The 12,587-nt window shown below is 65.7% G+C and carries 13 protein-coding genes; 2 read left to right on the top strand and 11 right to left on the bottom strand.

Annotation, left to right across the window (positions count from 1 at the left end; all coding sequences use genetic code 11):
* Positions 1-10 precede the first annotated feature (10 nt).
* Positions 11-247 carry a hypothetical protein gene (locus tag ACOOE1_RS16550; protein WP_420403305.1) on the top strand — a complete coding sequence of 79 codons (237 nt, stop codon included), beginning with the start codon at positions 11-13 and terminating at the stop codon, positions 245-247.
* A 5-nt stretch (positions 248-252) separates the two neighbouring features.
* Here ACOOE1_RS16550 and ACOOE1_RS16545 read toward each other — a convergent pair whose 3' ends face one another.
* The 3 genes from ACOOE1_RS16545 to ahcY all read right to left on the bottom strand — a co-directional run bounded on the left by ACOOE1_RS16545 (position 253) and on the right by ahcY (position 3,905).
* Complete coding sequence (locus ACOOE1_RS16545; RefSeq protein WP_420403304.1) at positions 253-1,560, bottom strand: tetratricopeptide repeat protein; 1,308 nt, start codon at positions 1,558-1,560, stop codon at positions 253-255.
* Between the two features lie 154 nt (positions 1,561-1,714).
* Positions 1,715-2,518: a DUF3108 domain-containing protein gene (locus tag ACOOE1_RS16540; protein WP_420403303.1), complete on the bottom strand. Its 804-nt coding sequence runs from the start codon at positions 2,516-2,518 to the stop codon at positions 1,715-1,717.
* A gap of 85 nt (positions 2,519-2,603) precedes the next feature.
* The gene (ahcY, locus tag ACOOE1_RS16535) at positions 2,604-3,905 is read right to left on the bottom strand and encodes an adenosylhomocysteinase (protein ID WP_420403302.1); all 1,302 of its coding nucleotides are present in this window, start codon (positions 3,903-3,905) and stop codon (positions 2,604-2,606) included.
* Between the two features lie 172 nt (positions 3,906-4,077).
* Here ahcY and ACOOE1_RS16530 point away from each other — a divergent pair, with 172 nt between their 5' ends.
* Positions 4,078-5,259: a pyridoxal phosphate-dependent aminotransferase gene (locus ACOOE1_RS16530; RefSeq protein ID WP_420403301.1), complete on the top strand. Its 1,182-nt coding sequence runs from the start codon at positions 4,078-4,080 to the stop codon at positions 5,257-5,259.
* On the opposite strand, the gene ACOOE1_RS16525 is transcribed toward ACOOE1_RS16530, so the two are convergent.
* The 8 genes from ACOOE1_RS16525 to ACOOE1_RS16490 form a co-directional block, all read right to left on the bottom strand.
* Positions 5,256-5,726, bottom strand: a complete 471-nt coding sequence (locus ACOOE1_RS16525) for a GNAT family N-acetyltransferase (RefSeq protein ID WP_420403300.1) — start codon at positions 5,724-5,726, stop codon at positions 5,256-5,258. The genes ACOOE1_RS16530 and ACOOE1_RS16525 overlap by 4 nt on opposite strands.
* On the bottom strand, positions 5,723-6,904 hold the full coding sequence (locus ACOOE1_RS16520) for an aminotransferase (protein WP_420403299.1): 1,182 nt from the start codon (positions 6,902-6,904) through the stop codon (positions 5,723-5,725). The genes ACOOE1_RS16525 and ACOOE1_RS16520 overlap by 4 nt, the downstream gene beginning before the upstream one ends.
* 39 nt (positions 6,905-6,943) lie before the next feature.
* Complete coding sequence (gene ptsP / locus ACOOE1_RS16515; RefSeq protein WP_420403298.1) at positions 6,944-8,716, bottom strand: phosphoenolpyruvate--protein phosphotransferase; 1,773 nt, start codon at positions 8,714-8,716, stop codon at positions 6,944-6,946.
* Between the two features lie 13 nt (positions 8,717-8,729).
* Entirely contained in the window at positions 8,730-9,023 is a 294-nt protein-coding gene (locus ACOOE1_RS16510) for an HPr family phosphocarrier protein (RefSeq protein ID WP_420403297.1), read from the bottom strand.
* The gene (locus ACOOE1_RS16505) at positions 9,020-9,430 is read right to left on the bottom strand and encodes a PTS sugar transporter subunit IIA (protein WP_420403296.1); all 411 of its coding nucleotides are present in this window, start codon (positions 9,428-9,430) and stop codon (positions 9,020-9,022) included. The genes ACOOE1_RS16510 and ACOOE1_RS16505 overlap by 4 nt, the downstream gene beginning before the upstream one ends.
* A gap of 99 nt (positions 9,431-9,529) precedes the next feature.
* Positions 9,530-10,429, bottom strand: a complete 900-nt coding sequence (rapZ, locus tag ACOOE1_RS16500) for an RNase adapter RapZ (RefSeq protein ID WP_420403295.1) — start codon at positions 10,427-10,429, stop codon at positions 9,530-9,532.
* A 38-nt stretch (positions 10,430-10,467) separates the two neighbouring features.
* Positions 10,468-10,887 (bottom strand): HPr kinase/phosphorylase, encoded by a 420-nt coding sequence (locus tag ACOOE1_RS16495; protein WP_420403294.1) that lies wholly within the window; start codon positions 10,885-10,887, stop codon positions 10,468-10,470.
* 28 nt (positions 10,888-10,915) lie between these two features.
* A complete protein-coding gene (locus ACOOE1_RS16490) occupies positions 10,916-12,577 on the bottom strand; it encodes a stimulus-sensing domain-containing protein (protein ID WP_420406445.1) in 1,662 nt (553 codons plus the stop codon).
* Positions 12,578-12,587: the final 10 nt, after the last annotated feature.

Below are 12,587 nucleotides of genomic sequence, written 5' to 3'. Positions count from 1 at the left end.
AGATGCGATGATGAGCGACGATGACGCCCGCAGGCTGGTGCGGGCGACCCTGACGGAACTCGGGCTCGACGTTACCTCGCCCGAACGGGTGATTCAGGCGCAGCACGATTTCGCCTACCTGCGCCACCAGCGCAATCTTTCCGAAAAAATCGGGATTGGCGTGCGCCTGATGGTGCTGACCAGCATCATCAGTTCCGGACTGGCGGTGATCTGGCTCGGCATCCGCCACGCGCTTGCGCTGAAATAGCCCCGCTACTTCCAGTGCGCCGGAACCCAGCCGGACGGGATCCGGTGCGGTTTCGGGTTGGTCGGAAAGGTCACGATGCGGGTGTCCGTCGCCGCCAGGCCGTCCGGGCCGAGATCAGGATGAAGGCCCCGGTAGAGCCGGATCAGACCGTAGGGAAATGTATCCAGCCCCGGCAGGCATTCCTCGATCCAGTCCTGGTCGCCGACCAGACGCTCGACATCCCGCTTGCGGACACGCTGGTAGACGGGTGCCGCAAAGGTGCGGTCGAACAGCATGACGGAGGAGTTGTAGCAGGGGGAATCGGGATGCTCCAGAATATGGAACCCCACCTTCATCCCCTCCAGGAACCCGAGATCACCGACCACAACCGTATCGAGATCGAGATAGAGGATCGTCGGGTCGAGCACCGGCGACGTCGGGTCGAAGAGCGCCAGTTTCGTCCACCATCCGCGGATCCGGATGCCTGAAATATCGATGATTCCGACCTCCGGCCGCAGCCCTTGCGGATCGTCCGTGTAACAGACAAAGCGCCAGTTTCCCGGCAGGTGGCGCCGGACCATCGCGTAGAGCCGGTTGACGTAGTCCGGACCGTATTTCGTTCCGTGCTTCACGCAAGCGACGGTGAGGTGGTCAAGCTCGACAGGGCGCGCATCCCTGCCTTCCGACGGCAGTCCGTCGCTCAGAAGCGCCCGCGCCCGCCGCAGCGTCCGCGTCATGAACGGATGATCGATCGCGTAAGGACATGTTTCGATAACCCGGATCGCACCGGCGTAATCGCCCATGTTGATATGGATCCGCGACAATCTCGCGAGCAGCGACCCGACCAACCGTGCTTGCTCGTCGCTCGGCTCCGCGCCGAAACGCTGCGTCGCCATTGCGAGGGTCTGTCGCAGCAATTCCGCCGCGCGCTCGAACTCTCCCCGGTGATAGAATGCGCGCGTGATCGCGCCCTCGACATTCACCGCGAAATCGAATGTGCCGCCCGCCTCCCGCAGCTCTTCCAGCAGCGGAATCCCCTCGTCAAACCGCCCGGTCTCGGTCAGCAGAGAAGCGAATCTGAACGCATATCCCGGATGATCCGGAGCCGAGCGATAGAGTGGCCGCATGTGCCGCAGCGCCGCCTCGAAATCGCGCTCCAGATGGCCGACGCCCGCATCCCTGCGCGTACCCTCCGATCTCGTGTAGTGCTGCACCAGAGCCTTGCGCAGCTCGTTCGCCTCATCATCATCGTGGCCCGCGTCACGGACGCGGTTCTCCCCCCGTCCGACAGCTTGCGGCTCCCCCTCCAAGACTCTTTCGACAAGCGACGCCATGCAAACATCCCATCCGCCCGCGGACCGTATCGCCCGCAGGCCCTGCAAGCCCTATCGAGGCCGCAATATGCAACAGCTTGCGGCACCGCCCAAGGCGGGTAATCGGCAGCTCAGCCGCCGTGCATGCTCGACAGCGCCTGGGGGCGTGGGCGGGTCAGGGTTTCAGCAGGATACGTTCGGCAAGGTCGATCCGCTCGGACGCACCGGTGATATGCCCGACAACCATGCCGAACGCGCCTTCGGCCTCGAGCCGGACGGGAATCCAAGGTCCGTCCGCGCTCAGCCGGGTGACCCAGAGGCGGGTCCGCGAATTGCTCTTGTCCTTGCCGAACCACGGCTTCTTGTAGCCCCCGGCCAGCGTCTCGTATTCGACCTCGCAAAGATCCGCGGTCCCGCTGAAGGCGCTGTAGTCGGACTTCTGCAACCGGTCGCTTCCCGCGTGCCTCAGTCTGAAGTCGGTCCGGGTCCGGCCGTTGAAGACCGGAAGCTCCGCCTCGCAGGGATGGCCGTCGGATCTGAGCGCGAGCGCGACCAATGCCGCATACGGGTCCAGCGTGCCGAGCTGAAGCGCTTCCGGGACCGCATCGCGCTTGTCCGGATCGCGCGGCGGATGCATCGCGATCTCCGGCGGGGCGCCGTTCCGGTTCCGGAGCGAGATCCGGCGCGGCTCGCCTTTGAAGCTGCCATGGCTGAGATAGGCTTTGGGTTCGACCCTGCCGTCCCTGAGGGAACCTAGTCCTTCGCTCGTCACTTCGATCGGGAAGAAGTAATCGAGGACACCTGCCGAGCGGGCTTCCGTCGTCACCCGGTAGTCGCTGCTGTCATATTCGATCTTCGACTGGAAATCGGCGACGGAAAAGCCGCCGAAATAGATCGCGTAGGACAGGTCCAGTTCGCGTGCTTCGGCCTTTCCGGCCAGCAACGCCGCTCCGATCAAACCGGCAATAAGCCAGCGCATGGTTCCGTCCTCTCGACGCAAGTGCGTATGGCTTCAGATAAGGGCGAGCGGCGGCGGGTCAAGCGCCGCCGCTCAAGACGTGTCTCTAGTAGCGGTAGGTTTCCGGCTTGAACGGGCCTTCCTGCGTCACGCCGATATAGGAGGCCTGCTCCTTGGAGAGCTGGGACAGCATGGCCCCGACCTTCTTCAGGTGCAACGCGGCGACCTTCTCGTCCAGCTTCTTCGGCAGCACGTAGACCTGCTTCTCGTACTTGTCGGAATGGTTCCAGAGCTCGATCTGGGCCAGCGTCTGGTTGGTGAAGGAGGCGCTCATCACGAAGCTCGGATGACCGGTGGCGCAGCCGAGATTCACCAGCCGGCCCTCGGCCAGCAGGATGATCCGCTTGCCGTCCGGGAACTCGATCTCGTCGACCTGCGGCTTCACGTTGTGCCAGGTCAGGTTGCGGAGCGGCTCGACCTGGATCTCGTTGTCGAAATGGCCGATGTTGCAGACGATGGCGCGGTCCTTCATGGCCCGCATGTGGTCCATCGTGATGATGTCCTTGTTGCCGGTCGCTGTGACGAAGATGTCGGCGCGCGGCGCCGCCTCCTCCATGGTCACGACCTCGTAGCCTTCCATCGCCGCCTGCAGGGCGCAGATCGGATCGACCTCGGTGACGAGCACGCGGGCACCGCCGTTGCGCAGGCTCGCGGCCGAGCCCTTCCCGACATCGCCGTAGCCGGCAATGACCGCGACCTTGCCGGACAGCATCACGTCGGTGGCCCGGCGGATGCCGTCGGTCAGGCTCTCGCGGCAGCCATAAAGATTGTCGAACTTGGATTTGGTGACGCTGTCATTGACGTTGATCGCCGGGACCTTGAGCGTGCCGGCCTTGGCCATCTCGTAGAGCCGGTGCACGCCGGTCGTGGTCTCCTCGGAGACGCCGCGCACCTCGTCGAGCAGCTCCGGATAGTCCTCGTGCATCATCAGCGTCAGGTCGCCGCCATCATCCAGCAGCATGTTCGGGGTCCAGCCGTCCGGGCCCTTGATGGTCTGGCGCAGGCACCACTCGTATTCCTCTTCGGTCTCGCCCTTCCAGGCGAAGACCGGAATGCCGGCAGCCGCGATCGCCGCCGCCGCCTGATCCTGGGTCGAGAAGATGTTGCAGGAACTCCAGCGAATCGAGGCGCCGAGATCGACCAGGGTCTCGATCAGCACCGCGGTCTGGATCGTCATGTGCAGGCAGCCCGTGATCCGCGCGCCGGCCAGCGGCTTCTTGCCCTGGTATTCCTCGCGCAGCGCCATCAGGCCCGGCATTTCGGTTTCCGCGATGGCGATCTCGCGGCGGCCCCACTCGGCGAGGGAAATATCGGCAACTTTATAATCGGTGAACGCGGTATCGGCCATTCGGGCAGCTCCTTGAACAGATTCGCACCGGCAGACCGCCGGTATCGAGCGATGTGGGCTATATCAGGCCCGCAATGTAGGGGCAACCCGCCAAACGGCAAGTGGACGGATTGACAGGTCCGGCCGCGCCGCCTTATGTGGCGGTCCTTCCGCCTGCCGAAAGACAAGATCGATGCCGTCCCATTCCTCCTATATCGCCGCCATGCAGGGTGACGAAGCCGAAGACGCCTGGGCCGTCCATTCAACGGCCCGCAAGCGCTGGCGTGCCGGCGAAACCGATCTGATCGTGCTCTCGGTCGGCGATCACGACTTCACCACGGATACGCGCATCGTCGATACCGCGGTGAGTTCGCTGCGCGCGGGACATCACCACTACACGCCCAGCATCGGCCTGGTGCCGCTGCGCGAGAAGATCGCCGCCTTCCACAGCAAGCGGATCGGCGAGACGGTCGGTGCGGAAAACGTCGCCGTGGTCCCCGGCGCCCAATGCGGCGTCTTCACCGCGGGCCTCGCCACCCTCAATCCCGGCGACCACGTGATCGCGTTCGATCCGATGTATGTCACCTATTACGGCGCGCTGATCGCGCGCGGGGCGACCCTGACCCAGGTGCCTCTGCACCCGGAAAACCGCTTCCTGCCGGATATGGACGAGGTGCATGCCGCGCTCCGGCCCGAGACCAGGGCGGTCGTGATCAACTCGCCGAACAATCCGACCGGTGCCGTCTGGCCGCGCGAGACCATGGAAGCGGTCGCCGCGTTCTGCCGGGAACACGATCTCTGGCTGATCTCGGACGAGGTCTACTGCACCATGACCTACGAGCAGCCGCATTACTGCCCGCGCCTGATCGACGGCATGAAGGACCGGGCCATTTCGGTCTACAGCTTCTCCAAGAGCCACGCCATGACCGGCTGGCGCCTCGGCTGGATCGTCGCCGACCCCGAAACGATCGAGGCGGTCGAAATGGTCATGGGCTCGATGCTGTTCGGCACGCCGCCCTTCGTGCAGGAAGCGGCGATGACCGCGCTGGACGAGGCGGAAGACACCGTCGACAGCATCCGCGAACTCTACCGCCAGCGCCGCGACCGGGTCTGCGAGGGCCTCGCCGCGGTGCCGAAGATCAAGCTGCGCAAGCCCGATGCCGGCATGTTCCTGATGCTGGACATCCGCGAGACCGGCTGGAACGCCATCGACTTCGCCTGGAAGCTACTCGAGGAACAGCGCGTCTCGCTGCTGCCCGGCGAGGGCTTCGGCAGGATGCTGGAAGGCCATCTCCGGCTCAGCTTCGGCGCCTCCGACGAGACGCTGGACGAGGCCGCCCGGCGGCTCTCGGCATTCATCCAGACGCACGGCTAGAGCCGCCTCTCCATATCCATCGAGGTTGGCGCATCGTAGCCGGCATGGGCCTGCCTGCCGGTCTCGACGAAGCCCTGCCTTTGGAAATAGGCGATGTTCTGCGTCAGGGCGAGACGGACGCCGAGCGTGACGCGTTCGGCGCCGATTTCCCTTGCATGCGCTATCACCGCGTCAATCAGGCTCCGCCCAACCCCTTGGCCACGCGCGCCTGGATCGACAGAGAGCCGGTCGAGATAGACCGCATCTCCCTTCCCCGCCGCGAACACAGCGCCGCGGAGCCTGCCCTCTTCCTCCGCCAGAAACAGCCGGTTCTTCTCAAGCCGTGACGCCAGACTCTGCACATCTTCCGACAGCGCGCCGCTTTCCGGCTTGAGTTTCCCGCGATATTCCCCGAATGCCCGATGCACCAGCGCGACGATCTCCGCGAGATCGTCCCGCTCCGGATCGTAGGGGCGAATCCTCGTCACGCCGGCAGACTGGCGCGCAGGCGCTTGGCGAGTTCCGGCATGATTTCAGCGCTCGCATTGGCGAAGGCGAGGCGCAGGAAGCGCTCCTGCCCGGGCCCGAAGAAGCTGCCGGGCAGACAGAGGATGTTCTCCTCGTCCGCCAGCTTTCGGGCGACCTGTTTCGCCGTCAGACCCTCGAAGGGATGGCGGACATAGGAGAAATAGGCCCCGGCCGAAACCAGTTCGTAGCCGAGATCGTTCGAGCGGAAAGCCGCTTCCAGCGCCTCCTTGCGGCCCTTGAGCATCGCGCGTTTCTCGGCCACCCAGGGCCAGACATGGCGCAGGCCGTAGAGCGCGGCGTATTGCGAGATCCGGGGCGTGCAGATCTGGATCGTGTCCATGATCTTGGTCACCGCGTCGATCACCTTTTCCCCCGCGATCACGGAGCCGACCCGGTAGCCGGTCAGGCTGAAGGTCTTGGAGAAGCTGTAGAGCTGGATCAGCGTCTCACCCCACTTCTCGTCCTGGAACAGATTGTGCGGCGGACCGTTCTCGTCCTCCAGAAAGTCCCGGTATGTCTCGTCGAGAATGAGCGCGATGCCTTTTTCCGCAGCGAGGTCACGGAACTGCGCGATCACCTCCGGCGGATAGACCGCGCCGGTCGGGTTGTTCGGGCTGACCAGCACGATGGCCTTCGTTTTTTCTGTCAGCATCTCGCGCGCCTGCTCGGGATCCGGCACGCCCGCCCGGTCGAAGCGGAACGGCAGGTGGATCGGCGCGATCCCCTGCATCTCCAGCCACATCTGGTGATTGAAGTAATAGGGCACCGGCAGCATGACCGCGTCGCCCGCCCCGGCGACGGCGAGGATCGCCATGCAGAAGGCCTGGTTGCAACCGGCCGAGATCAGCACATGCTCCGGGCCGAGGCTGCCGCCATAACGCCGTCCGACATGGGCCGCGAGGTCCTGACGCAGCTCCAGCAGTCCGCGGATGACCGAATATTGCGCGGTCTCGAAATGCGCGGCGCGCTCGGCGACATGATCGGTCAGTTCCCGGGCCGGCGGATAGCTCGGCACGGCCTGTGAGAGGTCAAGCAACGGCTTCTCGGCCGGAAAGGTCCGGCCGGCGATCCAGGTCTGGGATTCGGCGATCGGCGGCTCGATGGCGCCGAGCACATCCGCATTCAAGGCAAAGGTCATCTGGGGCACACCCGAAGGAGCGGGAAAGAAAAGCGGAGACTAGAGACTGTCGTTGAAATCGTCCAGCAGCGCGGAGATCCGCCCTTCGTCGCCCTGGTCCATGATCGCCAGGGCCCGCCGCGTCGCCGCACCGGTATCGATTGAACGGATTCTTTGCTTCACGCGCGGGATGCTGTGCGAGGTCATGGAAAGGTCCCTGACGCCGAGCCCGACCAGCAGCGGGGCATAGCGCGGGTCGCCCGCGATCTCGCCGCAGATACTGACCGGGATCCCGGCCCGGTGCCCGGCCTGGACGGTGAACTGGATCAGCCTCAACACCGCCGGATGCAGCGGATTGTAGAGACCCGCCACGGACTCGTCGCTGCGGTCGATGGCGAGCGCGTAGCTGGTCAGGTCGTTGGTTCCGATGGCGAAGTAATCGACCTCGCGCGCAAGCCCGTCGGCCATCAGCGCCGCGCCCGGGACCTCGATCATGGCGCCGAGCGGCGGGACCGGGTCGGCGATGCGAACGCCCTTGCGGATCAGACGGCGCGCCACCCTCGTGATCACCTTGCGCGCCTGGCGGATCTGTTCGGCCGAGGAAATCAGCGGCAGGAGCAGCCGGACCGGCCCGTGCGCGCCGGCGCGCAGGATCGCCGCGAGCTGGGTCTCGAACAACCTGGTCTCGGCGAGCGAGAGCCGGATACCGCGCAATCCCAGTGCCGGGTTCGGCGAAACCCCGACCCGCCCGCCGAGTGCCGTCGAGATCTTGTCCCCGCCGACATCGAGCGTCCGGATCGTCACCGGACGGCCCCCCAGCCCCTCCACGATCCCCCGCAGCACCGCATATTGCTCGTCCTCGTCGGGCAGGGTGTCCCGGTTCATGAACAGGAACTCGGTGCGCAGCAGGCCGACCCCTTCCGCCCCCGCCGTCAGGGCCGGTTCGACATCCCGCGGCAATTCCAGATTGGCCTGCAGGGCGATGATCTCCCCGTCGCGGCTTTCCGCCGGCAGCGAGCGCAGGCGGGCGAGCTGGCGCTCGAGCCTCTTCCGCGCCTCGGCCTTGCGCTCGAACTCGGCCAGGGTCTCCGCACTCGGGGAGATGACGATCCGACCGCGCTCGCCGTCGACCAGCACGCGATCGCCCGACCGTACCTTGCCGAGCAGCCCGGGCACCCCGAGAACCGCCGGCAATCCCAGAGAACGCGCCATAATCGCGGAATGTCCCTCCGGCCCGCCCGCGGTCGTCGCCAGCGCCGCCACCCGCTTGGGGTCGAGCAGTGCCGTGTCCGCCGGACTCAGTTCGTCGGCGATGATGACCGCGTCTTTCGGCAGTACGGAAAAGGCCTGATAGGGTTTTTCAGCGAGATTGCGCAGCACCCTGCCTGCGACGTCCCGAACATCCGTCACCCTCGCGGCGAGATAGGGGTCCTTCATCGCCGCGAAGGCTTCGGCGATTTCGTGGACGACATGCTGGACCGCCGCTTCCGCGTTGATCCGCCGCTCGCGGATCTGGCTCTCTATCCCCTTGCCGAGGCGGCTGGAGCCGAGCATGGCGGCATGCGCGTCGAGCAGTGGCGCCAGTTCCTCCGCCACCGAATCCGGCATCCCGACGGTCTTCTGACGGAGCTTGCTGACCTGTTTCTGCGCCTTTGCCAGCGCCGCGCGGAAGCGACCCGCCTCGGCCTCCACCGCGCTCTCATCGATCTCGTATTCCGGCAGCTGGCCGAGACCGGTCTCGACCACATGGGCGACGCCGATCGCGACCCCAGCGGAAACGCCGACCCCGTCGATTACCCGTTCTCCGGTCTTTCCGGATGCCCGTTTCACCATCGGGGTCTGTTCCTCAATCTTCGTCGAACTTGTCGTCCACCAGTTTTGCAATGGCCTCCAGCGCGGAGTCCGCATCCCCGCCCTCGGCCGCCACGCGGATCGTGCATCCGGGCGCCGCCGCCAGCATCATCAGCCCCATGATGGAGCGTCCGGATACCGTCATATCGCCTTTGGTGACGGAAATCTCCGCCTCGAATTTCTCGGCGAGCTTCACGAATTTCGCCGCGGCGCGTGCATGCAGTCCGCGCTGGTTGACGATCGTCAGGTCGCGCGCCGTACACCGGTCCGCCACGGCTTCCCCGCTCATGAATCGGTTCCGGCCAGGACCTGGGACGCGATGCGAATATATTTCCGCCCGGCATCCTGCGCTTCGGCAGCCGCCGCGGCGAGATCGAGCGTGCCGCGGACACTCGCCAGCTTGATCAGCATCGGCAGGTTCGCCCCCGCAAGAACCTCGACATTCGCCTTTTCCATGATCGAGATCGCGAGATTGGACGGCGTTCCGCCGAACATGTCGGTCAGCACGATCACGCCGCGGCCCTGATCGACCGCTCCCACGCTCTCCAGAATCTCCGCCCGCCGCTGTTCCATATCGTCTTCCGGCCCGATACAGACGGTCGCCAGATGTTCCTGCGGCCCAACCACATGTTCCACCGCCGAGCGGAACTCGTCGGCGAGCCGGCCATGCGTGACCAATACAATGCCTATCGGCAATTCCGATGCCTCCGCACCCATTTGGTTAGCCCCCGTCTGCCAGTGTTCTTTGCACTGTTTTGGTGTCGTTCAGTCGAATTACCCTGCCACACCCGAGAGTCAATCCTGACCGCTCCGGTCGACGTCACGATGTAGCAGCGTGACAGCAAGGCCGCCCGCCTTCAACTCCCGAGCCACCCTTTCGGCGACGAATACCGAGCGGTGCCGCCCTCCCGTGCAGCCGACCGCAATGGTCAGGTAGCTCTTCCCCTCGGCCTGGAAGCGCGGCATGAGCGGCTTCAGGAAACCGGTCAGGCGCTCGTAGAAGGCCGCGAAGTCCCCGTCCGCCGCGACATAGTCCGCGACCGCAGGGTCGCGCCCGTCGAGTGGCCGCAGGGCTTCGTCGTAATGCGGGTTCTTGAGGAAACGGACATCGAAAACCATGTCCGCCTCGCGCGGCAATCCGCGGCGGAATGAGAAAGAGGTCACCGTCACCGTCAGACCGCCCTGTCCCCCGATGCCGAGCTGTTCGGCGAAGACCCGCTTGAAATCGGCGACACTGAGCCGCGAGGTGTCGAGCGTTACATCCGCCTGCTCCCGCAGCGGTGCCAGCATCTCGTGTTCGGTGCGGATTCCGTCGGCGACGGGGCGGTCCATGGCAAGCGGATGGCGCCGCCGGGTCTCGGTGAAGCGCCGGACCAGCACGTCCTCGTCGCAATCGAGGAAGACCACGGTCAGTTCGATATCGCTTCGGACGCGCAGGGCGGCGAGTTCACCGGTCAGGCGCTGCGGCGTGAAATCCCGGGTCCGCGTGTCGATGCCGACGGCGATCCGGTGCCCTCCGTCCGCGTTCGTCCGCGGCGCCAGCAGGGCCGGCAGGAGCGACAGCGGCAGATTGTCCACCGCTTCGAACTCGGCATCCTCGAGCGCCTTCAGGCTGGTGGTGCGCCCCGCGCCGGAAAGCCCCGTCACCAGCACGACACGCATCGGTTTTCCGCCCGTTTCCGCGGATTCTCGCACGTTCGTCTCCCCCTAAACGCGCAGCTGCGAAGGCCGCATTATCTGGTCGTGAAGTGGGTCAGTGCAAGCCGCACCTTGGCTGGTGTCGATGCTTCGAAAGGAGTCAGCGCGAGCAGAGGCACGCTGACCTCCAGATAGGAGCAGGTCCCTGCTTCCGGGTAGCGCTCGACCTGCTCCGGCGGCACCAGGTCGATGACAAGATCGAGCGGCGCCCGGCGCACATTCTCCACCGGCACGATGCCGACACCGCGCACCTCCAGCTGTCCCGCGATCGTATCGGGCGCACTCGCCACCAGCCGCCCGGCCTCGCGGACCAGTCGTGTCTGATCGTCCGCCACCAGTTGCGCTCCGGCCGCGATCAGGCGCAGCGCCAGATCGGATTTTCCGCTGCCGCTCGGGCCGCGCAAGAGCACCGCTCGTCCATCGACGGCGACGGTCGTGCCATATACCAGTTCCATCGGATCTCCACCCGGACAGGTTCGGCTCTCACCCCATCACGCGGGGTAAACGTATGACGAACCGGGCCCCAATGACAGAGCCATCCGCGCCGATCCGGTTCTCCGCCCAGAGCCGGCCGGAAGAGGCCTCGACGATCTGCCGGGAGATGCTGAGGCCGAGCCCGGAATGGGTGCCGAACTTCTCGCCGGACGGCCGCTCGGAATAGAACCGGTCGAAGATCGCCTCGAGCTTGTTGTCCGGAATGCCCGGACCGTCATCCTCGACAGTGACGATGACCTCGCGGCCGTCGAGCGGATCGGCCCCCGCCGTCAGCCGCACAGAGCCACCCTCCGGCGAAAAGGTGATCGCGTTGCTGACCAGGTTGCGGATCACCTGGACGATCCGGTTCTCGCTGCCGCGCACGCTGAGATCGGCCGAACCGTTGACAGTGGTCTCGACGCGGACACCGTGCCGGTTGTCCGCGGTTGTGTAGACCTCGGCCAGCGTCGCCAGCACCGCCGCCAGATTGACCGTCCCGGTCCCGGTCCGGGACAGTTCGGCATCCAGGCGCGACGCTTCCGAAATGTCGCTGATCAGGCGGTCGAGGCGCTGCACGTCATCGAGGATGATCCCCATCAGCTTCTTCTGCTTTTCCGGATCCTGCACCTTCGCCGCGGTCTCGACCGCGCTCCGGACCGAGGTCAGCGGGTTCTTGATCTCGTGCGCGACGTCTGCGGCGAAGCGGTCGATCGCGTCCATCCGCTGCCAAAGGGCCTCGGTCATCTCACGCATGGCGCGGGCGAGATCGCCGATCTCGTCGCCGCGCCCCTCGAAACCCGGGATTTCGGTCTCCCGGGTGCGGTCGCGGCGAATCCGTTCCGCCGCCGCGGCAAGGCGCTGCACCGGCCGGGTGATGGTCCCGGCGAGATAGAGCGAAAGCAGGATGGTGACGGCGAAGACGAAGGCGAAGACGCCGAGAATTTCGAAACGCACGTCGCGCATCGCATTGTCGATCTCGTCGCCGTCGACACTCAGCATCAGCGCGCCGAGCACCTGCTTGTAGCGGCGCACCGGCACCGCCGAGGTCAGAATCAGGCGGCCGTCCGGCTGGGTGCGTACCGCGCGGGCATTCAGCCCGCGCAAGGCGTCTCTCGCCTCCGGATAATCCGTCGCCTGCTGGATCTGCGCTTCCTCGTAGCGCGGGAAATCGCCGCCCCGGGGCAGCCAGTTCACCAAAAGGTCATAAAGAGCGTCGAGCCAGAGCGAGGGCGACAGCCCGGACTCTTGCGGCGGCGGAAGCGGGCGGATCTGCACGACGCCGCCACGGCGCCCGAAGCTGTTGCTGTCCGCCATCAGGTGACCGTCCGGCGCGAACAGGCGCAGGCGCGTGCCGAACTGATCCGAGGCATGGCGCACCATACGCCGGACCAGATCCTTGGAAAGCTCGGTGGCCTCGGAAAATTCCGGCTCGACGGCAAGTGCCGCGACACCCTTGGCGAAGATGCTGCCCTGCCGGGTCAGCGCCTCCAGTTCCGCCTCGATCAGGTTGTCCCGATAGCGGTCCATGTAGAGCAGGCCGAAGAGCGGGATCGCGACGGCAAAAAGATTGATCGCGAGGATGCGCAGCGTCAGTCCGGAAATGCGCGGACGCCGGCGCGCGCCCTCGGCCGCCGGTCTGTCATGCGCGGCGGTGTCCGCTTTCTCCGGCATCTCAGCCACG

Origin of the sequence: Nisaea sp., from assembly GCF_965216895.1 — a bacterium.
GTDB lineage: Bacteria > Pseudomonadota > Alphaproteobacteria > Thalassobaculales > Thalassobaculaceae > Nisaea.
This window is presented reverse-complemented; position numbering and strand designations above follow the sequence as displayed.